General features: G+C 70.3%; 24 protein-coding genes and 1 pseudogene. 9 read left to right on the forward strand and 16 right to left on the reverse strand.

Annotation, left to right across the window (positions count from 1 at the left end; translation table 11 throughout):
- Positions 1 to 6: 6 nt before the first annotated feature.
- Genes J0695_RS17470 through J0695_RS17480 form a run of 3 tightly spaced genes read right to left on the reverse strand, consistent with a single transcriptional unit; the run spans position 7 to position 3975 of the window.
- Entirely contained in the window at positions 7 to 2085 is a 2079-nt protein-coding gene (locus J0695_RS17470) for an iron ABC transporter permease (protein ID WP_206962998.1), read from the reverse strand.
- Between the two features lie 22 nt (positions 2086 to 2107).
- Positions 2108 to 3088 carry an iron-siderophore ABC transporter substrate-binding protein gene (locus tag J0695_RS17475; protein WP_206962999.1) on the reverse strand — a complete coding sequence of 327 codons (981 nt, stop codon included), beginning with the start codon at positions 3086 to 3088 and terminating at the stop codon, positions 2108 to 2110.
- Positions 3085 to 3975 carry an ABC transporter ATP-binding protein gene (locus J0695_RS17480; protein ID WP_206963000.1) on the reverse strand — a complete coding sequence of 297 codons (891 nt, stop codon included), beginning with the start codon at positions 3973 to 3975 and terminating at the stop codon, positions 3085 to 3087. The genes J0695_RS17475 and J0695_RS17480 overlap by 4 nt, the downstream gene beginning before the upstream one ends.
- A gap of 123 nt (positions 3976 to 4098) precedes the next feature.
- On the opposite strand from J0695_RS17480, the gene J0695_RS17485 reads away from it, so the two are divergent.
- The 4 genes and pseudogenes from J0695_RS17485 to J0695_RS43935 all read left to right on the forward strand — a co-directional run.
- Complete coding sequence (locus J0695_RS17485) at positions 4099 to 4728, forward strand: dihydrofolate reductase family protein (RefSeq protein WP_206963001.1); 630 nt, start codon at positions 4099 to 4101, stop codon at positions 4726 to 4728.
- A gap of 72 nt (positions 4729 to 4800) precedes the next feature.
- Positions 4801 to 6327: a helix-turn-helix domain-containing protein gene (locus J0695_RS17490; RefSeq protein ID WP_206963002.1), complete on the forward strand. Its 1527-nt coding sequence runs from the start codon at positions 4801 to 4803 to the stop codon at positions 6325 to 6327.
- Between the two features lie 25 nt (positions 6328 to 6352).
- Complete coding sequence (locus tag J0695_RS17495; RefSeq protein WP_206963003.1) at positions 6353 to 6841, forward strand: DUF2975 domain-containing protein; 489 nt, start codon at positions 6353 to 6355, stop codon at positions 6839 to 6841.
- Positions 6814 to 6888: pseudogene (locus J0695_RS43935) on the forward strand (helix-turn-helix domain-containing protein); the annotation flags it as partial. The gene J0695_RS17495 and the pseudogene J0695_RS43935, both read left to right, overlap by 28 nt.
- A gap of 90 nt (positions 6889 to 6978) precedes the next feature.
- Here J0695_RS43935 and J0695_RS17500 read toward each other — a convergent pair.
- Positions 6979 to 7482, reverse strand: a complete 504-nt coding sequence (locus J0695_RS17500; RefSeq protein WP_206963004.1) for a P-loop nucleotide/nucleoside kinase family protein — start codon at positions 7480 to 7482, stop codon at positions 6979 to 6981.
- A gap of 83 nt (positions 7483 to 7565) precedes the next feature.
- Positions 7566 to 8417 carry an alpha/beta fold hydrolase gene (locus J0695_RS17505; protein ID WP_206963005.1) on the reverse strand — a complete coding sequence of 284 codons (852 nt, stop codon included), beginning with the start codon at positions 8415 to 8417 and terminating at the stop codon, positions 7566 to 7568.
- 113 nt (positions 8418 to 8530) lie between these two features.
- On the opposite strand from J0695_RS17505, the gene J0695_RS17510 reads away from it, so the two are divergent.
- Positions 8531 to 8929, forward strand: a complete 399-nt coding sequence (locus tag J0695_RS17510; RefSeq protein ID WP_206963006.1) for a winged helix-turn-helix transcriptional regulator — start codon at positions 8531 to 8533, stop codon at positions 8927 to 8929.
- Between the two features lie 173 nt (positions 8930 to 9102).
- On the opposite strand, the gene J0695_RS17515 is transcribed toward J0695_RS17510, so the two are convergent.
- From J0695_RS17515 to J0695_RS17540, 6 genes are all read right to left on the reverse strand, one after another.
- Complete coding sequence (locus J0695_RS17515) at positions 9103 to 9867, reverse strand: DJ-1/PfpI family protein (protein WP_206963007.1); 765 nt, start codon at positions 9865 to 9867, stop codon at positions 9103 to 9105.
- Entirely contained in the window at positions 9857 to 10849 is a 993-nt protein-coding gene (locus J0695_RS17520; RefSeq protein ID WP_417799421.1) for a GlxA family transcriptional regulator, read from the reverse strand. Before J0695_RS17520 ends, J0695_RS17515 begins: the two co-directional genes overlap by 11 nt.
- 115 nt (positions 10850 to 10964) lie before the next feature.
- Entirely contained in the window at positions 10965 to 11888 is a 924-nt protein-coding gene (locus tag J0695_RS17525) for an acetamidase/formamidase family protein (protein ID WP_206963009.1), read from the reverse strand.
- A gap of 6 nt (positions 11889 to 11894) precedes the next feature.
- Positions 11895 to 12422: a hypothetical protein gene (locus J0695_RS17530; RefSeq protein WP_206963010.1), complete on the reverse strand. Its 528-nt coding sequence runs from the start codon at positions 12420 to 12422 to the stop codon at positions 11895 to 11897.
- 65 nt (positions 12423 to 12487) lie between these two features.
- Positions 12488 to 12886, reverse strand: coding sequence for a RidA family protein (locus J0695_RS17535; protein ID WP_206963011.1), 399 nt, complete (start codon positions 12884 to 12886; stop codon positions 12488 to 12490).
- Positions 12886 to 14001, reverse strand: coding sequence for an acyl-CoA dehydrogenase family protein (locus tag J0695_RS17540; RefSeq protein ID WP_206963012.1), 1116 nt, complete (start codon positions 13999 to 14001; stop codon positions 12886 to 12888). Before J0695_RS17540 ends, J0695_RS17535 begins: the two co-directional genes overlap by 1 nt.
- Before the next feature lie 82 nt (positions 14002 to 14083).
- Here J0695_RS17540 and J0695_RS17545 point away from each other — a divergent pair, with 82 nt between their 5' ends.
- From J0695_RS17545 to J0695_RS43940, 3 genes are read left to right on the forward strand one after another with little or no spacing between them, the layout of a single operon-like run.
- Entirely contained in the window at positions 14084 to 15688 is a 1605-nt protein-coding gene (locus J0695_RS17545; RefSeq protein ID WP_206963013.1) for an AMP-binding protein, read from the forward strand.
- A 4-nt stretch (positions 15689 to 15692) separates the two neighbouring features.
- Positions 15693 to 16526: a PaaX family transcriptional regulator gene (locus J0695_RS17550; RefSeq protein ID WP_206963014.1), complete on the forward strand. Its 834-nt coding sequence runs from the start codon at positions 15693 to 15695 to the stop codon at positions 16524 to 16526.
- A complete protein-coding gene (locus J0695_RS43940) occupies positions 16523 to 16933 on the forward strand; it encodes a hypothetical protein (RefSeq protein WP_242552791.1) in 411 nt (136 codons plus the stop codon). The genes J0695_RS17550 and J0695_RS43940 overlap by 4 nt, the downstream gene beginning before the upstream one ends.
- A gap of 14 nt (positions 16934 to 16947) precedes the next feature.
- Here the strand turns inward: J0695_RS43940 and J0695_RS17560 are convergent, their stop codons facing one another.
- Together J0695_RS17560 and J0695_RS17565 are read right to left on the reverse strand one after the other, a co-directional pair.
- Entirely contained in the window at positions 16948 to 19218 is a 2271-nt protein-coding gene (locus J0695_RS17560; RefSeq protein WP_206963015.1) for a bifunctional salicylyl-CoA 5-hydroxylase/oxidoreductase, read from the reverse strand.
- Between the two features lie 5 nt (positions 19219 to 19223).
- Positions 19224 to 20051, reverse strand: coding sequence for an enoyl-CoA hydratase family protein (locus J0695_RS17565; RefSeq protein ID WP_206963016.1), 828 nt, complete (start codon positions 20049 to 20051; stop codon positions 19224 to 19226).
- A 224-nt stretch (positions 20052 to 20275) separates the two neighbouring features.
- Here J0695_RS17565 and J0695_RS17570 point away from each other — a divergent pair, with 224 nt between their 5' ends.
- Positions 20276 to 20719 (forward strand): ATP-binding protein, encoded by a 444-nt coding sequence (locus J0695_RS17570; protein WP_206963017.1) that lies wholly within the window; start codon positions 20276 to 20278, stop codon positions 20717 to 20719.
- Here J0695_RS17570 and J0695_RS17575 read toward each other — a convergent pair.
- The 3 genes from J0695_RS17575 to J0695_RS17585 form a co-directional block, all read right to left on the reverse strand.
- On the reverse strand, positions 20697 to 22124 hold the full coding sequence (locus J0695_RS17575; RefSeq protein ID WP_372445791.1) for an amino acid permease: 1428 nt from the start codon (positions 22122 to 22124) through the stop codon (positions 20697 to 20699). The genes J0695_RS17570 and J0695_RS17575 overlap by 23 nt on opposite strands.
- Before the next feature lie 118 nt (positions 22125 to 22242).
- Positions 22243 to 23259, reverse strand: coding sequence for an ornithine carbamoyltransferase (gene argF, locus J0695_RS17580; protein WP_206963018.1), 1017 nt, complete (start codon positions 23257 to 23259; stop codon positions 22243 to 22245).
- A gap of 85 nt (positions 23260 to 23344) precedes the next feature.
- Entirely contained in the window at positions 23345 to 24568 is a 1224-nt protein-coding gene (locus tag J0695_RS17585; protein ID WP_206963019.1) for an arginine deiminase, read from the reverse strand.
- Between the last annotated feature and the right edge of the window lie 10 nt (positions 24569 to 24578).

Consider the following 24578-nt stretch of genomic DNA (forward strand, 5'->3'; position numbering starts at 1 on the left):
CCCCGCCTAGCGCGCCCCTCCCCGGCTCCGTACCAGCAGCCAGAGGAAGTACGGCGTCCCGATCACCGCGGTGAGCAGACCGGCCCCGAGCTGGGCCGGTGCGATCACCGTCCGGCCCACCACGTCCGCCGTGCACACCAGCACCGCACCGAGCAGCACCGCCACCGGCACCACCCGCGCATGCCGGCGGCCCACCAGTGCGCGTGCGGCGTGCGGGGCCACCAGGCCGACGAAGGCGATGGTCCCGGCGGCGGCGACGGCCGCCGCGCTCAACAGGACGGCCAGCGCCAGGAATCCCGGACGCGACCGGGCCAGCCCGAGGCCCAGCAGTCTCGGAGTGTCCTCGTCGAGCGAGACCAGGTCGAGTTCGGTACGCCGTACGACCGCGACAGCGAGCGCCGCCACCAGCACGACGGCGAGCGGCAGCAGGTCCGGCATGGTCCGCCCGTACGTCGAACCGGACAGCCAGGTCAGCGCCTTGGTGGCGTTGAACGGGTCGGTGAGGACGATGAACAGGCTGATCAGGGCGGAGCTCGCGGTGGCGACCCCCATGCCGACCAGGACGAGACGGTTCTGCTGGAAGCCGCCGCGCGCGGACAGCCCGAAGACGATGACGGAGGCCAGGGCCGCGCCCGCGAAGGCCGCACCGGCGAGCGCCGTGGGACCGGCCGACGGCACGGACGTCAGAAGGATCACCGCGCCGAGCGCGGCTCCGCCGGAGACGCCCATGACGCCCGGTTCGGCGAGCGGATTGCGGGTCACCGCCTGGACCAGGGTGCCTGCCAGTGCGAGGGCCGCACCCGCGAGGAGGGCGGCGAGCACGCGCGGCACCCGGGTGTCGAGGACGAACGTGACGGCCCGGCCCGACCTGCCCTGCGCCCAGTTCATGACATCGCCGAACAACAGCTTGGTGTCGCCGAGCAGTACGGAGGCGACGGTCAGCGCGATCAGTACCGCCACCAGCGTCCCGGCCACGGCCAGGAAGACGGCCCGGCTGCGGATGCGCAACCGGTCGGGCGCGGCGGCGGCCCCGCTGTCCCGGCCCCTGGTCGCCAGTCCCACCAGGAACACAGCGCCGAGCAGACTCGTCACCACACCGGTCGGCACGGCCACCGCCACGTCGGCCGGCACCAGTGTCCGCAGGACGACGTCCGAGCCGAGGACCAGGGCCGCACCGGCCAGCGCGGACACCGCCACATTCGTACGCAAGCGGGAGAAGGCGCGGTAGCGGCGTGCCGGCAGGCGTACGGCGGCCGGGGCGCAGAGCCCGACGAAGCCGATCGGGCCCGCGAGGGTGACGGCCGCGGCGGACAGCAGGGCGCAGAGCACGACGGTGGTGACACGGGTGGCCCGCACCGGTACGCCCAGACCCCGCGCGGCGTCGTCGCCGAGCGCCAGGGCGTCGACCCGGCGGGCGACCAGCAGCAGTCCCGCGAGACCGGCGAGAGCGAGCGGCACCATCCAGAGCACCCCGCCGAAACCGTTCTGCGCGATGCTGCCCTGGTTCCAGGCGTACAGCCCCTGCGTCTGTACGGGGAACAGCAGCAGCAGTCCTTCCGTGACGGAGCTGAGGCCGAGGGTGAGGGCGCTGCCCGCCAGGACCAGCCGTACGGTCCCGGCTCCCAGCCCCGACATGCCGAGCACGACGGCCGCAGCCGCCAGGCCGCCGACGAAGGCGACGCCCGACGAGGCGAGCAGCGGCAGCGAGACGCCGGTCGCGGCGACAAGTCCGAGCGAGAGATAGGAACCGGCGTTGACCGCCAGGGTGTCGGGCGCGGCGAGCACATTGCGGCTGACGGCCTGGAGGGCGGCGCCCGCCATGCCGAGCACCGCCCCGACGAACAGTCCGGCGGCCATGCGCGGCAGCCGTGAGGCGATGACGACGGAGGCGTCGGCCGGGTCGGCCTGCCCGGTGAGCGCCTTCCAGACCTCTGCGGCGCCGACGGCGGCTGTGCCCTGCGCGATGTCGACGACGGCGAGTGCGGTGACCAGCAGGACGAGCACGGCCGTCACCGCTGCCGCGCCGCCCTTCCGGGAAGCCGCCGCCGCGGTGGGGCCGGCGGGAACGGTGGTGGTGACGGCCATGATGTCTACGTGCGTCCCGTCGTCACTTCTTCAGCGCGGCGACGACGGAGTCGACGTACGACTCCATCGACGCGGTGCCGCCGAACATCCACACGCCGTCGGGCAGCCGGTGCACATTGCCCGCCTTCACGAACGGAAGCGACTTCCACACCGCGTTGCCCGCGAGCGCTCCGGTGAACGGTGTGCTGCTCTTGTCGTCGTCGCTGGCGATGTACGCGAACTCCACGTCACCGAGCCTGGTCAGGCCCTCGACGTCGGTGGTGGCGAGCCCGTAGGCCAGGTCGCCCTTCATCGTCCAGGGGTTCTTCAGCCCGAGCTTCTCGTTCACGGCGCCGAGCAGCGAACCGCTGGTGTACGGCCGGATGGAGACCTGATTACCGGTCACATACCCGTCGGCGAAGGCGAGTTCGGTCCCCTTGTGACCGGACTTCTCCAGCTCCTGCCTGCCTTCGGCGAGCTTCGCCTCGAAGCCCTTCTTGAGCTCGCCGGCGCGGGCCGTGGTGCCGGTGGCCTTGGCGATCATGTCCAGATCGCTGTTCATCCGGCCGATCGGGTCGGCTGCGTCGGCCGCCTTCAGGTCGAGCACCGGGGCTGTCTTCCGCAGCTGCGTGAGGGCGGCCGCGGGCAGGTCGCTGGTGGCGACGATGAGATCGGGCGCGAGAGCGGCGACGGTGTCCATGCTGGGCTCGCCGCGGGTGCCGATGTCCTTCGGCGTGTTCGTCAACGGGGCTGCCTTGTCCCAGGACTTGTACCCCTTGACGTCGGCGACACCTGCCGGCGCGACACCCAGCGAGACCAGGTGCTCGACGACGTTCCACTCGGTCCCGACGACCTTCTTCGCGGGCCCGTCGAGCTCCACCTTCTTACCGTCCGCGCCGGTGAGGGTGATGTGCTCGGCGGGCTTGTTCTCCGCCTGGTCCGCGGCGGGTTCGGACGTACCGCACGCGCTCAGGGCGAGCATGGCGGTGGTGGCCGCGGCGGCGGTGAGGAGGAGTCGTCTCATGAGGTGGTACTGAGCCTTTCGCTGTGCGCGTGGTGCACTTGGTGCGTGTTCCGTCGTGTGTGGTGCCGGCCGATGGCGCGGGTGCGCAGCCGCCCGGTCAGCGGATCGGTGGAGACCTCGATACGGATGCCGTACGTCTCGGTCAGGCGCTCCGGGGTGAGTACGCCGTCCGGCTCCCCGTCGGCGATCACCCGTCCGTCCCTGAGCAGCACGATCCGGTCGGCGACTGCCGCCGCCTGGTCCAGGTCGTGCAGCACCACGCCGACGGCGATGCCGTGGTCGTCCGCCAAGTCCCGTATCAGATCGAGCAGTTCCACCTGGTACCGCAGGTCGAGGTAGGTCGTCGGCTCGTCGAGGAGCAGTACGCCGGTCTCCTGCGCGAGACAGCCCGCGAGCCACACGCGCTGGAGCTGGCCGCCGGAGAGGTGCTCGGCACCCCGCTCGGCCAGTTCGGCGACCCCGGTCATCCCGAGCGCCCGCTCCACGGCCGCGTGCCCGCCCGGATCGGCCCGCCCCCAGCGGCCCCGGTACGGATACCGCCCGAACTCCACGACGTCCCGCACGGTGAGCCCGCTGGGTGTGGGCCGCCCCTGGGTCAGCAGCGCCACCTGCCGCGAGAACTCACGGGGCGTCAGCGCGAAGCCGTCCGTGCCGTCGTCGAGGGTCAGCGCCGCGGTCCGCGCCCGCTGCAATCGCGCCACGGTCCGCAACAGCGTCGACTTCCCACTGCCGTTCGGCCCGACCAGTACGGTCACCCGTCCGGGCGAAAGGTCCAGGAACGCCTCGTGCACGACGTCGACACCGTCGTACGCCACGGTGACACCCGTGGCCGAGAGGGTGTGGCCGCGCGGTGGCGCGGCCCGGGTAAGTTCTTCACCGACTTTCACGAGATGAAGGTTAGCCTAACCTAAGTTCGGCTGAAAATACCTGGTCCCTTTACGGTGTCGATCCGGCCGCTCCCCGTTCGACGTACTCGTAAGAGCAGATGGAGACGGGCCAAGGAGCGCACCATGCCCAAGCTTCGCGTACACAACCTCACGGTCACCCTGGACGGCTTCGCCTCCGGCGTCGGCCAGCGCCCCGGCGCACCCTTCGGCGACGGCGTCGACGGGCTGCACGAATGGGCCTTCGCCGGGATGCGGGAACTGACCGACGGCAAGGGCGGGATCGACGCCGGGTGGATCGAGCGCGGCGACGAGAACATCGGCGCGACCATCATGGGGCGCAATATGTTCGGCCCCGTGCGTGGACCGTGGCAGGACGAGTCATGGACGGGCTGGTGGGGCGAGAACCCGCCGTACCACCACGATGTGTTCGTCCACACCCACCATCTGCGCCCCTCACAGCCCATGGAGGGCGGGACCGTCTTCCACTTCACGGACGAGCCGGTCGAGACCGTGCTGCGGCGGGCGTTCGACGCCGCGGGCGGGCAGGACGTACGGATCGGCGGCGGTCCGGCCACCGTCCAGCAGTATCTGCGCGCCGGTCTGGTCGACGAGATGCATGTGGTCGTCGTCCCGCTCCTCGCCGGCCGGGGCGAGCGTCTCTTCGACGACCTGGGGGACGCGCTCGACGGCTATCGGGTCGCCGAGGTGGTCGCCTCCCCTGCCGCCACGCACTCCCTGCTGGTGCGGCGCTGAGATCCATCGCATGATCACCCCGATGGCCCACCCCCGAGATGCGGCATCTCATATCTGAGATAACCTGCCGATATGGCAGACGACTACCTCGTACGTATCGGCAAGCTCATCCGTGACGCCCGTCAGCACCGGGGCTGGACACAGAGTCAGCTTGCCGATGCGCTCTCCACCAGCCAGAGCGCGGTGAACCGCATCGAGCGCGGCAACCAGAACATCAGCCTTGAGATGATCGCGCGTATCGGCGAGGCGCTCGACAGCGAGATCGTGTCGCTGGGTTACGCCGGACCGATGCATCTGCGTGTCGTCGGCGGCCGCCGCCTCTCGGGCTCGATCGACGTCAAGACGAGCAAGAACGCGTGTGTGGCACTCCTCTGCGCCTCCCTGCTCAACAAGGGCCGTACCGTGCTGCGCAGGGTGGCGCGCATCGAAGAGGTCTACCGGCTCCTGGAGGTCCTCAACTCCATCGGTGTGCGCACCCGTTGGATCAACGACGGCAAGGACCTGGAGATCGTGCCGCCCGCGCGCCTGGAGATGGACGCGATGGACGCGGAGGCCGCGCGCCGCACCCGCTCGATCATCATGTTCCTTGGCCCGCTGCTGCACCGCATGGACCGCTTCAAGCTGCCGTACGCCGGCGGCTGCGACCTCGGTACGCGCACGATCGAGCCGCACATGATCGCGCTGCGCCGCTTCGGCCTGGACATCTCCGCGACGGAGGGCATCTACCACGCCGAGGTGCAGCGCACCTCCCCCGACCGCCCGATCGTGCTGACCGAGCGCGGCGACACGGTGACCGAGAACGCGCTGCTGGCCGCCGCACGCAACGCCGGTACGACCGTGATCCGTAACGCCTCGTCCAACTACATGGTCCAGGACCTCTGCTTCTTCCTGGAGGCCCTGGGCGTACGGGTCGACGGCGTCGGAACCACGACGCTGACCGTGCACGGGGTGCCGGAGATCGACGTGGACGTCGACTACTCGCCCTCGGAGGACCCGGTCGAGGCGATGAGCCTGCTGGCCGCTGCCGTGGTGACCGAGTCGGAGCTGACGATCCGCCGGGTGCCGATCGAGTTCCTGGAGATCGAACTCGCGGTCCTGGAGGAGATGGGACTCGACCACGACCGCAGCGCGGAGTACCCGGCGGACAACGGGCGGACCCGCCTCATCGATCTGACGGTGCGGCCCTCGAAGCTCGAGGCGCCGATCGACAAGATCCACCCGATGCCCTTCCCCGGCCTCAACATCGACAACGTGCCGTTCTTCGCGGCGATCGCGGCCGTCGCTCAGGGCCAGACCCTGATCCACGACTGGGTCTACGACAACCGCGCGATCTATCTGACCGATCTGAACCGGCTGGGCGGGCGCCTCCAACTCCTGGACCCGCACCGGGTGCTGGTCGAAGGACCGACCCGGTGGCGGGCCGCCGAGATGATGTGCCCGCCCGCGCTGCGGCCCGCGGTGGTGGTGCTGCTCGCGATGATGGCGGCCGAGGGCACCTCGGTGCTGCGGAACGTCTATGTCATCAACCGCGGTTACGAGGACCTGGCGGAGCGACTGAACTCGGTGGGCGCGCAGATCGAGATCTTCCGCGACATCTGAACCACAGGTGCCGCGGCATCGCGCCATGGTGCGAAACCGGCTCCTGCCCTGCGACCTCAACCTTGCTCAACCCATGGTGTGGGCGCTGGTCAGCGGGAGCGATCCTGAGGACGGGTCGCTCCCGCTGACCCCGCTGCGCGTGATCACGATCCTGGGTGTCGGGACGGTCCAGGTCGCCCTGGTCTGTGTATGGCGACTGGTGGCGATGGTGCGACGCGGAACCGTGTTCTCCCACGCCGCCTTCCGGTACGTGGACGGCATCATCGGCGCGATCGTTGCGGCTGCTCTCGTGTGGTTCGCGGCCACGGCCATCAATGCGCCCGGCCAGCGGGACGATCCGGGCGTCACCGGCATCATGGGCAGGATCGGCGTGGCCATCCTGGGAGTCGCGCTCATCGTGCTCGTGCTGCGGATACTGCTCACCCAGGCTGTCGCCCGCGACGTCGAAGCGGCGCATATGCAGGCCGAGTTGGACGAGGTGATCCGATACCGATCGCCGTCGACATCGACGTGATGCCGGCCCGGCGGAAAATGTCCGTGGGAGACCTCGCGGACCGCGTACGAGGGTGAGAAGATCCGGCGCCGATCGAGGCCCCCTCCGGGCCACCGCGGCAGTTCACCATCGCCGACTCGAACCACCGCTTCAGATCCTCAAGTCGAGGGCTGCACGACGACCTGCTCGCCCTCTCCACTCGGATCCTCGAAGTTGGCCAGGTAGCGGTTGAACAGCGCCTCATCCACCGTGACGGCGTTGGCACCTTCCACGCCGTTCCGTACTTCGAGGCGGCGCTCCAGCGTCGCCCGGTCGGCCTTGAGGTGGACCAGTTCCCAACGGCAACCGTGGCTTTCTACCAGCGCCTTGTAGTCGTCGCGGGCGGCGCGACTCCAGAAGCTGTAGTCCACCACCACGTCGCGCCCGGCCAGCATCAGCTCGACCAGTTCCTGCCGCTGCTCGCGGCGGACCTCTTCCTTGAGCCGGTCGAACGCTTCGGCTCTCAGCACCAGGCCGGCGTCGCGCTGCCCGAGTCGTTGCCAGACCAACTCGTCGATCGACAGCCGGGCGAATCCGCGTCGCACCAGCCCCATCGCATAGGTGGTCTTGCCCGCTCCCGGAAGACCACACATCAGCACCACCGTGCTCACTTGCTGCGTCACGGGGCCAGGTTAGACCGACTGACCCGGCGAGCCTATGCGGTCAGAGAACCAGGGCGTGTATCGAATGTCGGCGGCTGCCCCGGTCACGCCGCAATCGCGTCCTCACCGGCCAGGAAGGGATGCAACAGCATGAGCAGGGCGTTCGGTCGGTGCAGTGGAATGATGTGGCCACAGTCTTCGATGACGTGTCCGGTGAGGTCGTCGGTGACGGGTCGGAGCTGGCGTTCCAGTGCGGCGCCGACGGGTTGGGCGCCCAGCGCCATTGTCGGCACCGTCAGGCGGGCGGTGGTGACGGCCTGCGAGATCTGCAGTGCGCTTTCGGGCAGGGCCCGGTAGTACGAGAACGCGCGGCTCAACGCGTGGCTGCCCGTGTATGCGTGGACAAAGGCGTCCCGGATGGCAGCGGGCACTCCGTCGCCGAGCGTGCCGGTGTGCAGGAACCAGTCGATATAGGCGGCCTCGTGGCCTTCCAGTACGGTCTCGGCGAGGCCTGGCGCGGCGGTATGGAAGCCGAACCACCACGGCGGCCCGCCGGCAAGGAAATCCTCGGCGCCCGGCAGCCCGCCCAGCACGGACTCCATGACGACCAGGCGTCGGACGAGACCGGGGTGGCGCAGGGCGAGGAGGAAGGCCGCCGGGGTACCCGCGTCGATACCCACTACTGCGGCGGAAGACACGCCGAGCTCGGTGAGAAGCGCTGCGGCGTCCTCTGCCAGGGTGCCTGCGTCATACCCGGAGGCGGCCGGGCCGCTCGCGCCGAATCCGCGCAGGTCCGGCGCGATGACGCGGTAGCGGTCGGACAGGTCGGCCATGATGTCCGTCCATAGCTCCCAGGTGTGCGGAAAGCCATGCAGCAGCAGGACGGCCGGGCCGGATCCGGCGAGAGCGACGTTGATTTCGACACCGTTGGCAGGGACGCGTCGCAGTTCGGGCATGGAGGGACTCCAGGGGTGGTGAGGAATGGTGACAAGGTCACGCTAGGGAACTAGCCTGGTCCTTCCAAGACGGCACTTTCCCATCAGGTGGTGAGCCCCGGGTGACCACGTCCATGCCCGACGAACCCGGTCGGCGGTCCGGTGAGCGCGGTGATCTACTGGACCCGCTCTGCCCGACCCGCCAGTTGCTCGACCGTATCGGTACCAAGTGGACGTCGATGGTGGTCAAGGTGTTGGCCGAGACGGATCCCGGCGAGCTCCGGTTCGCGGAACTTCGGCGTCGCATTCCGGGCATCTCGCAGAAGATGCTGTCTGTCACGCTGCAGAGTCTGGTCCGTGATGGCCTGGTCGGGCGCCGTGTGGAACCCACAGTGCCGCCCGCCGTCCACTATCGGCTCACCGAGCTCGGCCTGTCCCTCGAAAGGCCGCTCTCCTCCCTGCGGGTCTGGGCCGAGACACACATGCCGGAGATCGACCGCAGTAACCGGCTCGCCGAGGCCCGACAGCCCTGACAGCCCTGACAGAAAGAGCGATGGTCACAGCCACTCGTTGATGGCGGCAGCGAGGACGGCCGCCTCGTGGCGGACCGTCATCGAAGCTGAACCGGCACACCCGGGTGGGCCGGCAGTCGTGACTCTCCACGCGAGCGGAGGTGAGCCGCCCATCGCCCGTCCGCTCTCTTGCCTCACACCTGGGACTCGGCGAGCAACCGCAGCGCGAACGCCTTGAGTTGCGGGTCGGCGTCCGCGGCGTTGCCCGCGTGGAACGGCGGCTGCGGATCGTATTCGACGGCCAGTTGAACGGCCTTCGCCGTCGGCTCCCCGGCGATCAGGGACGCCAGGTACAGGGCCATGTCCAGCCCCGCCGAGACTCCCGCCGCGGTGATGATCTTCCCTGAACGCACATAGCGCTGCGGCCGGTAGACCACGTCGAACTCGGACTGCAGATAGTCGGCCGAAGCCCAGTACGTCGTAGCCTGCCGTCCGTCAAGCAGCCCCGCGGCGGCGAGGACCAGCGCCCCGGTGCACACGGACGTCGTCCATGTGGTGTGCCGGTGGATGTCCCTGATCCAGCGCAGCAGCGCCTGGTTCTCCATCGCCCCCACCGTGCCGCGATTTCCGCCGCCTGGCACCAACAGGACGTCCAGGCGGCCGACTTCGGCGATCGACCTGTCCGCCGTCACGGCCACGCTCCCGGTGTCCGTACGGACCTGTCCCCGCCGCTCGGCGATCATGGTCACGTTCGCGCCGGGCAGCCGGGACAGCACCTCCGCGGGGCCCGTGGGGTCCAGCAGGCTGAAGCCGTCGTACAGCAGGATGCCGATCTCCAGCTCCCGGGCGCCGGGCTGAGCGGCCTGCGCTTCGGTGGCCCGGGCCGCGGCCGCGGCAGCCAGCGCGGCGGCGGCCGCGGTTCCGCGGAGCACGGTTCTGCGTGTCGTCTCAGGTGTCATGGGGCGCAGTCTTCTCGCGTACGGGAACGAGCGTCCGCCCCATGTCCGGCATCCTGCGCATCGTGTCCCCGCCGACGCCATAGTGATCCAGGAATGCCTGCCGCAGCGTCTGCGCGGACCTGAAACCGCAGCGGCGGGCTATCGCGGCCAGGGGCAGCCCGCTGGACCTGACCAGTACCGCCGCCGCTTCCGTACGGGCGGCCCGCACGGCCCGTGCCGGTGTGGTGCCGAGATGGGCGTTGAACAGGCGGGTCAGGTGACGGGCGCTCACTCCCGCGCGGGCCGCCAGCGCCCTGGGGGTCAGGTCCTCGGCCAGGTGGCCCGAGATGTATCCGGAGAGATCCCGTACGAGACGGTCCTCCGGCGGCGGGGCGGCCAGGAACATGCTGATCTGGGCCTGATCCGCGGACCGGTGGACAGGGGCGACGAGTTCGCGGGCGACGGTACGGGTCAGTGTCGGCCCGTGGTCGTCCTCGATCAGGGACAGCGTCAGATCGAGTGCGCTCGTCACCCCGGCCGAGGTGTAGATGTGGCCGTCCCTGATGTAGAGCGGACCCACGTCGACGGCGACCGCGGGATGCCGGGCGGCGAGCCGTTCGCCGTACCGCCAGTGGGTGGTGACCCTCCGGTGGTCGAGGAGTCCGGCGGCGGCGAGTAAGAAGGTGCCGGTGCAGACGGAGGCGACACGGCGGCTGCACGAGGCGAGCCGGCGTACCTGGGCGAGCAGTTGCTCGTCCGCCGCCGCGTTCTCGCTCCCCACGCCACCCACGACGATCAGCGTGTCCAGCCGCCCCGTCACCGCCTCGAGTCCCTGCGCGGCTCCCAGCACGATGCCGGCCGAACTGCGCGCGGCACGGCGGCCGACGGTGCCCAGCTCGACGGCATAGGGCGGGTCCGCGCCGTACCGGTTGGCGATGTCGAGAGCGCCGCTGGGGCAGGCGATGTCGAGGATCTGTACGTCGTCGTACGCCACGATGAGGATGCGCCGCTGATGACCCATGACCCCCACCTCCAGCAGAGACCGGTACGTACTTCGCCGCCGCCCCCGGCGAGTGGGAGAAGGACGACTCGAAGCCGGGTGCGGCGGCGCGGACCGGTCAGCCGGCGCCGAGGACCTCGCGCTCCAGGTGCGCGGAGACGACCCAGTTGGGAGCGTCCACGACCTCCGAGATCTTCAGGTCCGCCGCCACGCTCGCCAGCAGGTACGCATCCTCCGGGGCCAGCCCGGTGCGGGCGGTGATCTCCTCGATGAGCGCACGGACCGCGTCCCGGGACGCCTCCATCAGATCGGGGCCGATCCCGGTGGTGGCCAGCGCCGCACCGGTCCGTGCGCTGACCGGGTGGGTCTCGATCACCGGGGTGCGGGGCGCGGCTCCCTTGGTCACGTCCACCCGCAGCCGCACCGTCGCCGAGGTCTCCACGCCGGTGCCGCAGACCTCGCCGTCGCCCATCGCGGCGTGGGTGTCGCCCGCGGAGAGCAGTGCGCCCCCGACGCCGACCGGGAGGATCAGCCGGGCGCCGGGCCCGATGTGCCTGATGTCCATGTTGCCGCCCCAGCGGCGCGGCGGGATCACCGAGTGCGGGCCCGGCTCGGGCGGGGCGACGCCGATCGTGCCGATCATCGGGACGACGGGGACACGCAGTCCCGGCAGGAGGTCGGCGTACCCGCCGGTGATGCGCGAGATCCTCAGGTGCGGATCGGGGAACTCGTCGGCGAGGAGCCCGAATCCGGGGATGCAGGCGGTCCATCCCCACTCCCCCACCTCCACGTCGAGGATGTCGACGACCAGGGCGTCACCCGGCTCGGCCCCCTCCACATACAGCGGTCCTGTGACCGGGTTGAGCCGCCCGAAGTCCAGCTTGCCGAGGTCGGCGGCGGTGGACTCCGCGGTGAGCTGACCACCGCCCGCGTCGACGAGCTGGAGGGTCACCTCGTCGCCGGGGGCGAGGGTCGCTACGGGGGCGATGGCCCGGTCCCAGGTGTGGTGGACCTGGCCACTGTGGATGCTGAAGGAGGTCATGAAACGTCAGTGTTCCAGGGCGTGTCGGCCCCTGCCGAGGGCGTCGTCCATGCGGTGCAGTTTGCGGGTGGCACGCCGACGCGTCCACAGCGCGACGCCGACACCGGCCGCGCCGAACACGACGAAGGCGCCGACAGCCCACTGACCGGTCGCGGCGGCCAGGGCCAGCAGGAGCACGATCCCGACACCCATGACCGGCACCGCCCAGCGGGTGCGGCGCATCAGATGCAGACGGTACGTCACCAGGCGGCGCATGGCGTCCTGTTCGCCGGGGTCGCGCGGGACCGTGCCATGCATGATCTTGCGACTGAGGACCTTCGCGGCCCGGGGATCGCTGCCGGTCCTCGCGGTCTCCTTGCGCCTGCTGTGCAGGACGAAGGCCGCGCCCACCGCGCCGTAGAGCACCGTCCGGACGGCCCAGTAGGCCGGCGACCTGTGCGAGTCGAACAGCAGGGTCACTGCGGCGATCACGAGCACGGCGAGCACGAGCTGGGCCGCCAGACTGCGGCTGAACCATTGCCACGCTGCACGCATGGAACCGACCTCCCTCATGGATAGGCGAGTTGTCCCTTGCGTGTACCCCGAAAGCGCCGGATGCGTCAGGGAAGTACGGCCGTGCCGTCCAGCTCCACCATGGCCTGTTCGTCCCAGAGGCGGGTGGTGCCGATCACCGCCATCGCCGGGTAGTCACGGCCCGCCAACTCCCGCCAGATGCGTCCCAGTTCGGGAGCGTGGGTGCGGTACGCGGCGACGTCGGTGGCGTAGACCGTGACGCGGGCGAGGTCGGCGGGGGTGCCTCCGGCCGCCTCCAGCGCCGCGAGGAGGTTGGTGAGTGCCGTACGGAACTGCGCCGGGAGCGTGTCGCCGACCACCTTGCCGTCGGCGTCCAGGGCCGTCTGGCCCGCCAAAAAAACCAGGCGGGAGCCGGTGGCCGCGACCGCGTGCGAGAAGCCGGCCGGCGGGGAGAGGTGCGGCGGGTTGATGCGGTCGATGGGCATCAGGCGTACAACTCCTTGGCGATGATGGTGCGTTGGACCTCGGTGGCGCCTTCGTAGATCCGGGGGGCGCGGACCTCGCGGTAGAGGTGTTCGAGGAGGTGGCCGCGCTGGAGGGCGCGGGCGCCATGGAGTTGTACCGCCTGGTCGACCACGTACTGGGCGGTCTCGGTGGCCAGGAGTTTCGCCATGGCGGACTGCTTCGCGATGGCGGGGGCGGTCGCGTCCGTGTCGTACGCGGAGGCCGCCGCATAGACCAGGAGGCGGGCCGCCTCGGTGCGGGTGGCCATCTCCGCCACTTGGTGGGCGACCGACTGGAGGTCCTTCAACGGGCCGCCGAACGCCGTTCGCCTGGCGGTGTGCTCGATCGTCGCGTCCAGGGCCGCCTGCGCCATGCCCACGGCGAAGGCTCCGACGCTGGGGCGGAAGAGGTTGAGGGTGTTCATCGCGACGCGGAAGCCGCGGTCGGGGTCGCCCAGGACGTCCTCCGGGCCCACGGGGACGTCCGCGAAGGCCAGGGCGCCGATGGGGTGCGGCGAGAGCATGTCGAGCGAGGCGCCGGTGAGTCCCTCCCGGTCGGCGGGGACGAGAAAGGCGGTGACTCCACGGGCTCCGGCGCCTTCGGTCGTACGGGCGAAGACGGTGTAGAAGTCGGCCTCCGGGGCGTTGGAGATCCAGCACTTCTCACCGGTCAGACGCCAACCCCCCTGGTGCGGTGCGGCCTTGAGCGACAGCGCCGCCGCGTCCGATCCCGCGCCGGGCTCGCTCAGGGCGAAGGCCGCGACCGCGCGTCCCGCCGCGACCGCGGGGAGCCAGCGGTCGCGCTGGGCCCTGCTCCCCGACTGGACCAGGGGGTACGTGCCCAGGCCCTGGAGGGCGAGGGCGGTCTCTGCCTCGGTGCAGCCGTGGGCCAGGGACTCCCGCATCAGACAGAGGCCCAGGGACCCCGAGGTGAACAGCCGCGCAAGCAGGCCGAGTTCACCCAGTGCGGCAAGCAGCGGGCGGTTGACGCGGCCCGGTTCGCCCTTCTCCGCGAGGGGGCGCAGTCGGTCGGCGGAGAGGGCGCGCAGTTCGGCGCACCACGCCCGCTGTTCGGGTTCCAGGGCGAATCCGGACATCAGCTCATCCCTCTTATCGCGGACCGTTGACTGTCGTCATGCAAACGATACGCTCGATGGGCGACAAGGGGGCGATCCCGTCATGGAGCTGAAGACCTCAGCGCACGTCGACACCTTTCCCCGAGATCAGCTGCCGCCCGCCCACCAGTGGCCGGAGCTGATCCTGGACCTGCCCGAAGTGCGGTACCCGGACCGGCTCAACTGCGGATCCGAGCTGCTGGACTCCACCGTGCGGCGCTTCGGCGCGGACCGGCCCGTGTTCCGTACCGCGGCCGGAGAGATCTGGACGTACGGCGAGCTGCGGGCCGAGGTCGACCGCATCGCGCATGTGCTGACCGGCGACCTCGGGGTCGTACCGGGAAACCGGGTCCTGCTGCGCGGGCCCACCACCCCCCATCTGGCGGCCTGCTGGCTCGCCGTGATGAAGGCGGGCGCGGTGGCGGTGACCGTGCTGGCCGCGCAGCGCTCGCAGGAGCTGGCGACGGTCTGCGGGATCGCCCGGATCAGCCACGCCCTGTGCGACATCAGATCGGTGGACGATCTGGCGAAGGCGGAGATCGCGGGGCTGCGCATCACCACGTTCGGCGGCGAAGGGCCGGACGACCTGTGCCAGTTGACAGAGGGGAAGCCGTCGGCGTACGAGGCGGTGCGGACCTCTGCCGACGACGTGGCGCTGATCGCCTTCACCTCGGGGACGACCGGCCGGCCCAAGGGGTGCATGCACTTCCACCGGGACGTGCTCGCCATCGCGGACACCTTCTCGCGCCATGTCCTGAAACCGCGCCCCGACGACGTCTTCGCCGGCAGCCCGCCGCTGGGGTTCACCTTCGGGCTCGGCGGTCTCGTCATCTTCCCGATGCGGGCGGGCGCTTCGGCTCTGCTCCTCGAACAGGCGGGTCCCAGGCAGCTGTTGCCCGCGCTGGCCGAGCACCGGGTGTCGGTCCTGTTCACCGCGCCGACCGCCTACCGGGCGATGCTGGCGGACGTGGACGCGTACGACATCTCGGCGCTGCGCCGCTGCGTCTCGGCCGGCGAGAACCTCCCGGCGGCGACCTGGCGTGCCTGGCACGAGCGGACCGGGCTGCGCATCATCAACGGCATCGGCGCCACCGAGCTCCTGCACATCTTCGTCTCGGCGGCGGACGACGCGATCCGGCCGGGGACGACCGGCGTGCCGGTGCCGGGCTGGCAGGCGCGGATCGTCGACCGGGATGGCGCGCCGGTCGCGGACGGGGAGCCGGGGCTGCTGGCGGTCCGGGGCCCCGTGGGGTGCCGGTATCTCGCCGACGAGCGGCAGCTGGACTATGTGCGCGACGGCTGGAATCTGACCGGCGACACGTATGTGCGGGAGGCGGACGGCTACTTCCGGTACGTGGCCCGCGCGGACGACATGATCATCTCGGCCGGGTACAACATCGCCGGCCCCGAGGTCGAGGACGCCCTGCTGCGCCACCCCGATGTGCTGGAGGCGGCCGTCGTGGGCCGCGCGGACGAGGACCGGGGGCAGGTGGCGGTCGCGTACACCGTGCTGCGGGAGGGCGCGCGGCGGGACACACGGGCGCTGCAGGACTTCGTACGGGCCGAGCTGGTGCCGTACAAGTGCCCGCGCGAGATCGTCTTCGTCGACGCGCTGCCCCGCACCCCCACCGGCAAACTGCAACGCTTCCGCCTGCGCGAATTAGAGTGATCACGTGAGTGAGCTGCACGCCCCCCGGTCCCTGATCGTCACGCTGTACGGCGCCTACGGCCGCGAGTCCGCGGCCCCTGTCCCCGTGGCGGAGCTGATCCGCCTCCTCGCGGCGGTGGGCGTGGACGCGCCGTCGCTGCGCTCATCCGTTTCGCGGCTGAAGCGGCGCGGGCTGCTGGAGTCGTCACGTACGGACGAGGGCGCGGCGGGCTACGCGCTCTCCGCGGACGCGCGCCAGCTGCTCGACGACGGCGACCGGCGGATCTACGGACGTCCCGCACCCGAGCTCGCGGACGGCTGGGTGCTCGCCGTCTTCTCCGTCCCCGAGTCGGAGCGCGACCGCCGTCATGTACTGCGCTCGCGACTGGCGGGACTGGGGTTCGGGACGGCGGCGCCCGGGGTGTGGATCGCTCCGGCGGCTCTCTACGAGGAGACGCGGCACACCCTGGAGAGGCTTGAACTGGGGCCGTACGTCGACCTGTTCAGGGGCGAGCACCTGGGTTTCTCGGCGACTGCCGAATCGATTTCCCGGTGGTGGGACCTGGGATCGATCGCCAAACTGTACGAGGAGTTCCTGGAGCGCCACGAGCCGGTGCTCCGGCGCTGGGAGCACCGCGGAGCCGACGCGGAGTCCGCCTACCGCGACTACCTCCTGGCCCTCGACTCCTGGCGCCGGCTCCCCTACGCGGACCCGGGCCTGCCGCCGGAGCTGCTCCCGCGCGACTGGCCGGGAGGCAGGGCGGCCGAGGTTTTCGCGGAGCTGCACACACGACTGCGGGACGCGGGCTCGGATTTCGTGCAACTGAACGGCCGGACAGCGCGTCGTACGGAGGCATGACAACTCTTCCCGTCTCGTGGCTGCAGCGGGCGTCCTGGAGTGCGGCCGGGCTCACCGGCGCGGCCTGCGGCTATGGTGCGATCGCCCTCGCGGCACATGCGCGGGCCTACTGCGGTGCGGGGGCCGATGCGGGCGGCAATCTCGAACTGAATCTCCTGATACTGCCGTTCATCGCCCTCTTCTCACTGGGCGCGGTGTCGGTCGCCGCCGTCGCACGGCGGGCGACACTACGGAGGCCGCGCACGGTGCGCGCGGCGGTGCAGTTGGTAGCGGTCCTGGGGATCCTGTCGGCGCTCACCGTCTGGTTCTTCGCGGCGCGCGGCACCCTGGACGGCTACCCGGGCGACACCGGGCTCTGCCCGGCGAGCAACATCCCGCCATGGTGGCCGCGATGGCTGCCCGCCTGAGCCCGGGGATCCCCTCACGCCAGCGTGAGCCGTGGTTTCGGGCCGTCCGTTCTGCCCGTCCGGGGTCGGCGGCTGCCCGCCTGGTACGGGAGGGGCCAGGGTGCGCCCGGGCCCTTGTAGTCCTGGTCCGCCGCAGCGTGCAGGGTCCAGTTCGGGTCGTGGAGATGCGGGCGGGCCAGGGCGCAGAGGTCCGAACGGCCCGCCAGGAGCAGGGAGTTGACGTCATCCCAGGAGGAGATCGCACCCACCGCGATCACCGGGACGTCCAGGGTGTTACGGATGCGGTCCGCGTAGGGGGTCTGGTACGAGCGGCCGTACGCGGGCTGCTCGTCCGGGACCACCTGGCCCGTCGACACGTCGATCGCGTCCGCGCCGTGCGCGGCGAAGGCGCGAGCGATCTCCACCGCTTCCTCGGGCGTCGTACCGCCTGGTGCCCAGTCCGTCGCCGAGATGCGTACCGTCATCGGGCGGTCGTCCGGCCAGATGTCGCGCACCGCGTCGAAGACCTCCAGGGGGAAGCGGAGGCGGGCGGCCAGGGAGCCGCCGTAGCCGTCGGTGCGGCGGTTGGCGAGCGGGGAGAGGAAGCCGGACAACAAGTAGCCGTGTGCGCAGTGGAGTTCGAGGAGGTCGAAGCCGCAGCGAGCCGCGCGCCAGGCCGCCGCCGCGAACTGTTCGCGGATGTCGATGAGGCCCGTACGGTCGAGCTCGTGCGGGGTCTGGTTGATGCCTTCGCGGTACGGGAGGGGGGAGGCGGCCGACAGGGGCCAGCTCTCGTCGGCGGGGAGCGGCTGGTCGATTCCCTCCCACATCAGGCGTGTTGAGCCCTTGCGGCCGGAGTGGCCCAGCTGGATCCCGATGGCCGTGCCAGGCGACTGGGTGTGGACGAAGTTCGCGATACGGCGCCAGGCCGTGGCCTGCTCCGGCGTGTAGAGACCCGCGCAGCCCGGGGTGATGCGCCCCTCCGGGCTGACGCAGACCATCTCCGTCATGACCAGGCCGGCCCCGCCGAGCGCCCGCGCACCCAGGTGGACGAGGTGGAAGTCGCCGGGGACGCCGTCCGTGGCGGAGTACATGTCCATCGGCGAGACGACGATGCGGTTGCGCAGAGTCAGGTCGCGAAGGCGGAAGGGGGTGAACATGGGCGGGGTGTCCGGCTCGCAGCCGAAGGCGCGCTCCACGGAGGCGGTGAAGGCGGGGTCGCGCAGGCGCAGGTTGTCGTGGGTGACGCGGCGGCTGCGGGTGAGGAGGTTGAAGGCGAACTGGCGCGGCTGCTGGTCGGTGTACGTCTCCAGCTGCTCGAACCACTCCAGGCTGGCCTGCGCGGCGCGCTGCGTGGAGGCGACCACGGGCCGGCGTTCGCTCTCGTACGCGACGAGGGCGGTGGGGAGGTCCGGCTGCTCCTCGATGCAGGCGACCAGGGCGAGGGCGTCCTCGACCGCCAGCTTCGTACCCGAGCCGATGGAGAAGTGGGCGGTGTGGGCGGCGTCGCCGATCAGGACCGTACCGCCGTGCGACCAGCGGTCGTTGACGACTGTGCGGAAGGCGGTCCACGAAGAGTTGTTGCCCCGGAGGGAGCGGCCGTCCAGCGCGTCGGCGAAGATCTTCGCGCAGCGTTCCGTCGACTCCTGCTCGTCGCAGGCGTCCAGGCCTGCCGCCCGCCACACCTCTTCGCGCATCTCGACGATGACGGTGGAGGCGCCGGCCGCGTACGGATAGCCGTGCAGCTGCATCACCCCGTGCTCGGTCTCGGCGATCTCGAAGCGGAAGGCGTCGAAGGCGAAGTCGGCGGAGAGCCAGATGTAGCGGCAGCGGTGGGTGGTGATGCGGGGGGCGAAGACGTCGGCGTGGGCCGTGCGGGTGGCGCTGTGCACGCCGTCGGCCGCGATCACCAGGTCGTGTTCCAGGGCGAGTTCGGCGGCGGGCGGGGCCTCGGTGCCGAAGCGCAGTTCCACGCCGAGGGAGCGGCAGCGCTCGTGCAGGATCTGCAGGAGGCGGCGCCGGCCGAGCGCGGCGAAGCCGTGGCCGCCCGAGGTCAGGGTCCTGCCCCGGTGGACGACGTCGATGTCGTCCCAGCGGACGAACTCCTCCTGGAGCGCCGCGTAGACGGCCGGGTCCGCGTGCTGGATGCCGCCGAGGGTCTCGTCGGAGAGAACGACACCGAAGCCGAAGGTGTCGTCGGGGGCGTTGCGCTCCCAGACGGTGACGGTTCTGGTGGGGTCGAGCCGTTTGAGGAGGGCTGCCGCGTAGAGCCCGCCGGGGCCGCCACCGATGACCGCGACACGCATACCGGCTACCTCCCCTGCCATTTCGGCGGCCGCTTCTCGGTGAAGGCGGCGTGGAATTCGGCGTAGTCCTCGCCCTTCATGAGGAGCGCCTGGGTGGCGGCGTCCAGCTCTACGGCGGCGGAAAGGGGCATGTCGAGCTCGGCGGTGAGCAGGGCCTTGGTCTGCGCGTACGCGAGGGCGGGGCCGTCAGCCAGCCTGCGGGCGAGCGCGGCGGCCGCCTCGTCGGCGCGGTTCTCCGACGCCAACTCACTGATCAGGCCGATCCGTTCGGCCTCGTGGGCGCGGACGGGGTCGCCCAGCATCAGCAGCCGGGTGGCGTGCCCGAGCCCGACCACCCGCGGCAGGAGGTACGCGGCGCCCATGTCGCCGCCGGAGAGCCCGACCTTGGTGAAGAGGAAGGCGAACCGGGTGGAGGGGTCCGCGACCCGGAAGTCCGCGGCCAGTGCGAGGACGGCGCCCGCACCCGCCGCGACACCGTGGAGCGCGGCGATCACAGGGAAGGGGCATTCGCGCAGCGCCCGTACGACCTGCCCGGTCATCCGGTTGAAGTCGAGGAGCTGGGCGGTGTCCATGGCGAGCGTGGCGCCGATGATCTCGTCGACGTCACCGCCGGAGCAGAATCCGCGCCCTTCGCCGCCCAGGACCAGGACCCGCACGGAGCGCTCGCGGGAGAGCTCGGCGAGCAGGTCGCGGAGGTCGGCGTAGGCGCCGAAGGTGAGCGCGTTGAGCTTGTCGGGCCGGGCGAGCGTGACGGTGGCGACCCCGTCGTCGACGGTCAGCTTCAGATGCTTCCACTGACCGGTACGGGGTGTGGAGCCGGTAAAGGGGCTCATGACGTGCGGCCTCCTTCGGTCGGAGGGCTGCTTGTCCCTAGAAGTTATCACCTGTTCGTGATCCTCGTCACGAGTACGCGATAAGGGAACTGTAGGGGCAGTGCACCGAAGGTCCCGCCCTCTGGGGGCGGGGGCCTCTACGCGCCCACCCGCACACTCCGTACCGTTGAAAGCACGACGAACACGAGGAACATGACGAACTCGACGAACTCGACGTAACGGAGATGAATCCCAGCGTGTCCGACACTGCCCGCCCCGCCTCATGGCGCATCGCACTGCCGCACACCACGGCCGCAGTGCCGATCGCCCGCGCCCTGATCCGTACCGCGCTCGCGGACATCACGGCCGGCGACGGGACAGCGGCGGACAGCGATACGGCCGAGCTGCTGACAGCGGAGCTGGTGGCCAACGCGGTGGAGCACACGGACGGGGACGAACCGATCGAGCTGGTCGTCGAGCTGCTCCCGACGGGCTGCCAGGTCGAGGTCCACGACCGGGACCCGGTCGCGCCCGGCGATCTCGTCACCACCGGACCCGAGACCGAGCCCGACCCCTGGCAGGAGCACGGGCGCGGACTGCTGCTGATCCGTACGCTCTCCTCGTCCTACGGCCACCGCCCCACCGCGCACGGCAAGGCGATCTGGTTCACACTGCCGGGGCGGAACTGACGGCGGCGGCGTCCGTCAGCCGGGAGTGACGGCGCCCGTAGAGCGCGTACACCATCAGTCCGACGGCCACGAAGACGAGGAACTGGACCCAGGTCGTCCAGCCCGTTCCGTACATCAGGTACACACAGAAGGCCATGCCCACCAGCGGACTCACCGGGTAGAACGGCACCCGGAAGGAGCGCTCCAGCTCCGGGTGGCTGCGGCGCAGCAGGATCACCGCGATGTTGACGACGGCCATGGTCGCGGCGGCGCCGATGGTCGTCAGGTTCACCACGATGTCGAGCGAGGAGAAGGCCGCGGGGACCGCGAAGACCAGCGCGACGATCCAGGTGTTGGCGACGGGGGTCGAGGTCTTCGGGGAGACGCGTTCGAAGACCCGCGGGATGAGGCCGTCGCGTGACATCGACATCAGAATGCGGGTCTGGCCGTACATCACGGCGAGGACCACCGAGGCGATCGCGACGACCGCGCCGAAGGCGATGATTCCGCCGCCGACGGTGGAGTCAGTGACCTGGTTGACGATCAGGGAGAGGGCGGCGGGCTTGTCGCCCACGGCGTCCGCGCCCATTGCGCCGATGGCCGCGACGGCGACCAGACAGTAGATGACCGTGACGATGCCGATGCAGATCAGGATCGCGATGGGGATGTTGCGGCGGGGGTTCTTGACCTCTTCGCCGGCGGTGGTGATCGCGTCGAATCCGATGTACGAGAAGAACGCGGCCGAGGTGCCCGCCGTGATGCCCGCGAAACCCTGCGGGGAGAACGGCACGAGGTTGCCGTCCTCGAAGGCCGTGAAGGCGATCGCGCAGAAGGCGATCAGAATGGCGATTTTGAGGATGGCCATGGCGGCGGTGGCCTGGGCGCTCTCGCGGATGCCGCGCACCAGCAGCAGGGCGGCCATCATGATCACCACGACGGCGGGAATGTTGATCACGCCGCCGTCGCCGGGGCCGGCCGAGAGCGCGGCGGGCAGCTGGTGGCCGAAGACGCTGTCGAGCAGTTCATTGACGTACTGGCTCCAGCCGACCGCCACGGCCGAGACCGAGACGCCGTACTCGAGGAGCAGGCACCAGCCGGTGAGGAAGGCGATGCGCTCGCCGAGGGTCGCGTACGCGAAGGAGTACGAGGAGCCCGAGACCGGGATCGCACCACCCAGCTCCGCGAAGGAGAAGGCGGTGAAGATGCAGGTGATCGCGGCCAGGATGAACGAGATGATCACCGCGGGGCCGGCTTCGGCGACCGTGTCGGAGAGGCCGACGAAGATGCCGGTGCCGACGATCGCCCCGACGCCGAAACACACGAGCTGGAAGAGCCCCATGGTGCGCTTCAGGCCGTGGCCCTCGAGGTCGGCGCCCGATTCGGCGACCAATTGTTCCGGGGACTTGATGCGCAGCACGGGGTGGATCTCTTCTCTGATCTCTGTTTGAGCACAAGAAAGTGGGGTTCGAGCGTGCGAGCTCGAACCCCACCAAGAGGCGACATACTAGCCGCCACTCTGCATATTCACCCAATCGGGCGTATTGCTATTCGCCGTGGGCCGTGCCCGCGAGTGTCGCCACCATGATCGCCTTGATGGTGTGCATCCGGTTCTCGGCCTCGTCGAAGACGACCGAGTGCGGCGACTCGAAGACCTCGTCGGTGACTTCGAGTTCGGAGAGCCCGTACTTCTCGTGGATCTCGCGGCCGAGCCTGGTGCCGAGGTCGTGGAAGGCGGGCAGGCAGTGCAGGAACTTGACGTCGGCGTTGCCGGTGGCGCGCAGCACGTCCATGGTCACGGCGTACGGCCCGAGGACCTTGATGCGCTCGGCCCAGATCTCCTCGGGCTCGCCCATGGAGACCCAGACGTCGGTGACGACGAAGTCCGCGCCCAGGACGCCCTCGGCGATGTCCTCGGTGAGGGTGATGCGGGCGCCGCTGGTCTCGGCGGCCTTGCGGGCCTGCGCGACGACGTCGTCGGCCGGCCAGTAGGATTTCGGCGCCACGATCCGTACGTCCATACCGAGCAGCGCGCCGGTGACCAGGTAGGAGTTGCCCATGTTGAAGCGGGCGTCGCCGAGGTAGGCGAAGGAGATCTCCGTGAGGGGCTTGGCGCTGTGCTCGGTCATGGTGAGCACGTCGGCGAGCATCTGGGTGGGGTGCCAGTCGTCGGTGAGGCCGTTGTAGACGGGGACACCGGCGTACGCGGCGAGCTCGTCGACCGTGGCCTGCGCGTCCCCGCGGAACTCGATGGCGTCGAACATCCGGCCGAGGACGCGGGCGGTGTCCTTCGCCGACTCCTTCTTGCCGATGTGCGAGCCCACCGGGTCGATGTACGTCGTCGACGCACCCTGGTCGGCGGCCGCGACCTCGAACGAACAGCGCGTACGGGTCGAGGACTTCTCGAAGATCAGGGCGATGTTCTTCCCGCACAGCCGCTGCGTCTCGGTGCCCGACTTCTTGGCGGCCTTGAGCTCGGCGGCCAGCTCGACGAGTCCGCGGAACTCCTCGGCGGTGAAGTCCAGCTCCTTGAGGAAGGGGCGGCCTGCGAGGTCTATCGCCATGTGACTACTCCTGGGGCGGTGGAATACTATGCATTAGAACGCATCACTATACGGCATGTCCTGTTCGACGCAGTCTCACGCGGCCTCACGCGGCATCCCGTTCGACCGGGCAGCTCATGCACCGCGGCCCGCCCCGGCCCCGCCCCAGTTCACTGCCGCGGATCTCGATGACCTCGATGCCCTGTTTCCGCAGATGCGTATTGGTGGTCACATTGCGCTCGTACGCGACGACCACGCCCGGCTCCACCGCCAGGACGTTGCAGCCGTCGTCCCACTGCTCGCGCTCGGCCGAGTGCACATCCTGCGTCGCGGTCAGGACGCGGACGGAGTCCAGGCCGAGCGCGGCGGCGATGGCGCGGTGCATGTGCTCCGGCGGGTGGTCCGTGACCTTGAGCTCGCTCTCGGCTGCGCCCGGTTCGATCGTGTACGAGCGGAGCATGCCGAGGCCCGCGTACTGCGTGAAGGTGTCCCCGTCGACCATCGTCATCACCGTGTCCAGGTGCATGAAGGCCCGGCGCTTGGGCATGTCGAGGGCCACGATGGTCTTCGCCGAACCGGCCGCGAACAGCCCGCGGGCCAGCATCTCCACCGCCTGCGGGGTGGTGCGCTCGCTCATCCCGATCAGGACCGCGCCGTTGCCGATGACCAGGACGTCGCCGCCCTCGATGGTCGAGGGGTAATCGCCCTGCCCCCGCGACCAGGTGTGGAAGGTCTCGCGGGCGAAGAGCGGGTGGTGCCGGTAGATCGCCTCGAAGTGGACCGTCTCGCGCTGCCTGGCGGGCCAGCGCATCGCGTTGATGGAGACGCCGTCGTAGATCCAGGCGGAGGTGTCGCGGGTGAAGAGGTGGTTGGGGAGCGGGCCGAGCAGGAAGTCGTCCAGGTCCATGACATGGAAGCGGACGGAAGTCGGCTCCGCATGCCCCTGGAGGAACTCCCGCTTGGTCATCCCGCCGACCAGCGCCCCGACGAGATCGGCCGCGGGCATTTTGTCGAAGGCCGCACGCAGATGGCCGGTGGCGAGCGGACCGTACTCCTTCTCGTCGAAAACCCGGTCCAGGACCAGTGCTCTCGCCTCGGGGACTTCGAGGGACTCCCGGAGCAGATCGCCGAAGAGATGCACCTCGACCCCGCGGTCGCGCAGCACATCGGCGAATCCGTCGTGCTCCTGGCGGGCCCGGCGCACCCAGAGCACATCGTCGAAGAGCAGCGCGTCCTTGTTGCTGGGGGTGAGGCGCTTCAGCTCCAGATCGGGCCGGTGGAGGATGACGCGGCGCAGCCGCCCGGACTCGGAGTCGACATGGAATCCCATGTCCCCATCC

The sequence above is a fragment of the Streptomyces beijiangensis genome, from assembly GCF_017315755.1.
Taxonomy (GTDB): domain Bacteria; phylum Actinomycetota; class Actinomycetes; order Streptomycetales; family Streptomycetaceae; genus Streptomyces; species Streptomyces beijiangensis.

Coding starts and splice junctions, on each gene's coding strand:
- J0695_RS17525 (WP_206963009.1), bottom strand. CDS start 11,888: ATGACCTCCTTCAGCATCCACAGTGGCCAGGTCCACCACACCTGGGAC.
- J0695_RS17540 (WP_206963012.1), bottom strand. CDS start 14,001: ATGTCCGGATTCGCCCTGGAACCCGAACAGCGGGCGTGGTGCGCCGAA.
- J0695_RS17560 (WP_206963015.1), bottom strand. CDS start 19,218: ATGCGTGTCGCGGTCATCGGTGGCGGCCCCGGCGGGCTCTACGCGGCA.
- J0695_RS17510 (WP_206963006.1), top strand. CDS start 8,531: ATGCCCGACGAACCCGGTCGGCGGTCCGGTGAGCGCGGTGATCTACTG.
- J0695_RS17490 (WP_206963002.1), top strand. CDS start 4,801: ATGGCAGACGACTACCTCGTACGTATCGGCAAGCTCATCCGTGACGCC.
- J0695_RS17570 (WP_206963017.1), top strand. CDS start 20,276: ATGAATCCCAGCGTGTCCGACACTGCCCGCCCCGCCTCATGGCGCATC.
- J0695_RS17535 (WP_206963011.1), bottom strand. CDS start 12,886: ATGCCCATCGACCGCATCAACCCGCCGCACCTCTCCCCGCCGGCCGGC.
- J0695_RS17585 (WP_206963019.1), bottom strand. CDS start 24,568: ATGGGATTCCATGTCGACTCCGAGTCCGGGCGGCTGCGCCGCGTCATC.
- J0695_RS17545 (WP_206963013.1), top strand. CDS start 14,084: ATGGAGCTGAAGACCTCAGCGCACGTCGACACCTTTCCCCGAGATCAG.
- J0695_RS17515 (WP_206963007.1), bottom strand. CDS start 9,867: ATGACACCTGAGACGACACGCAGAACCGTGCTCCGCGGAACCGCGGCC.
- argF (WP_206963018.1), bottom strand. CDS start 23,259: ATGGCGATAGACCTCGCAGGCCGCCCCTTCCTCAAGGAGCTGGACTTC.
- J0695_RS17530 (WP_206963010.1), bottom strand. CDS start 12,422: ATGCGTGCAGCGTGGCAATGGTTCAGCCGCAGTCTGGCGGCCCAGCTC.
- J0695_RS17475 (WP_206962999.1), bottom strand. CDS start 3,088: ATGAGACGACTCCTCCTCACCGCCGCCGCGGCCACCACCGCCATGCTC.
- J0695_RS17505 (WP_206963005.1), bottom strand. CDS start 8,417: ATGCCCGAACTGCGACGCGTCCCTGCCAACGGTGTCGAAATCAACGTC.
- J0695_RS17485 (WP_206963001.1), top strand. CDS start 4,099: ATGCCCAAGCTTCGCGTACACAACCTCACGGTCACCCTGGACGGCTTC.
- J0695_RS43940 (WP_242552791.1), top strand. CDS start 16,523: ATGACAACTCTTCCCGTCTCGTGGCTGCAGCGGGCGTCCTGGAGTGCG.
- J0695_RS17565 (WP_206963016.1), bottom strand. CDS start 20,051: ATGAGCCCCTTTACCGGCTCCACACCCCGTACCGGTCAGTGGAAGCAT.
- J0695_RS17470 (WP_206962998.1), bottom strand. CDS start 2,085: ATGGCCGTCACCACCACCGTTCCCGCCGGCCCCACCGCGGCGGCGGCT.
- J0695_RS17495 (WP_206963003.1), top strand. CDS start 6,353: ATGGTGCGAAACCGGCTCCTGCCCTGCGACCTCAACCTTGCTCAACCC.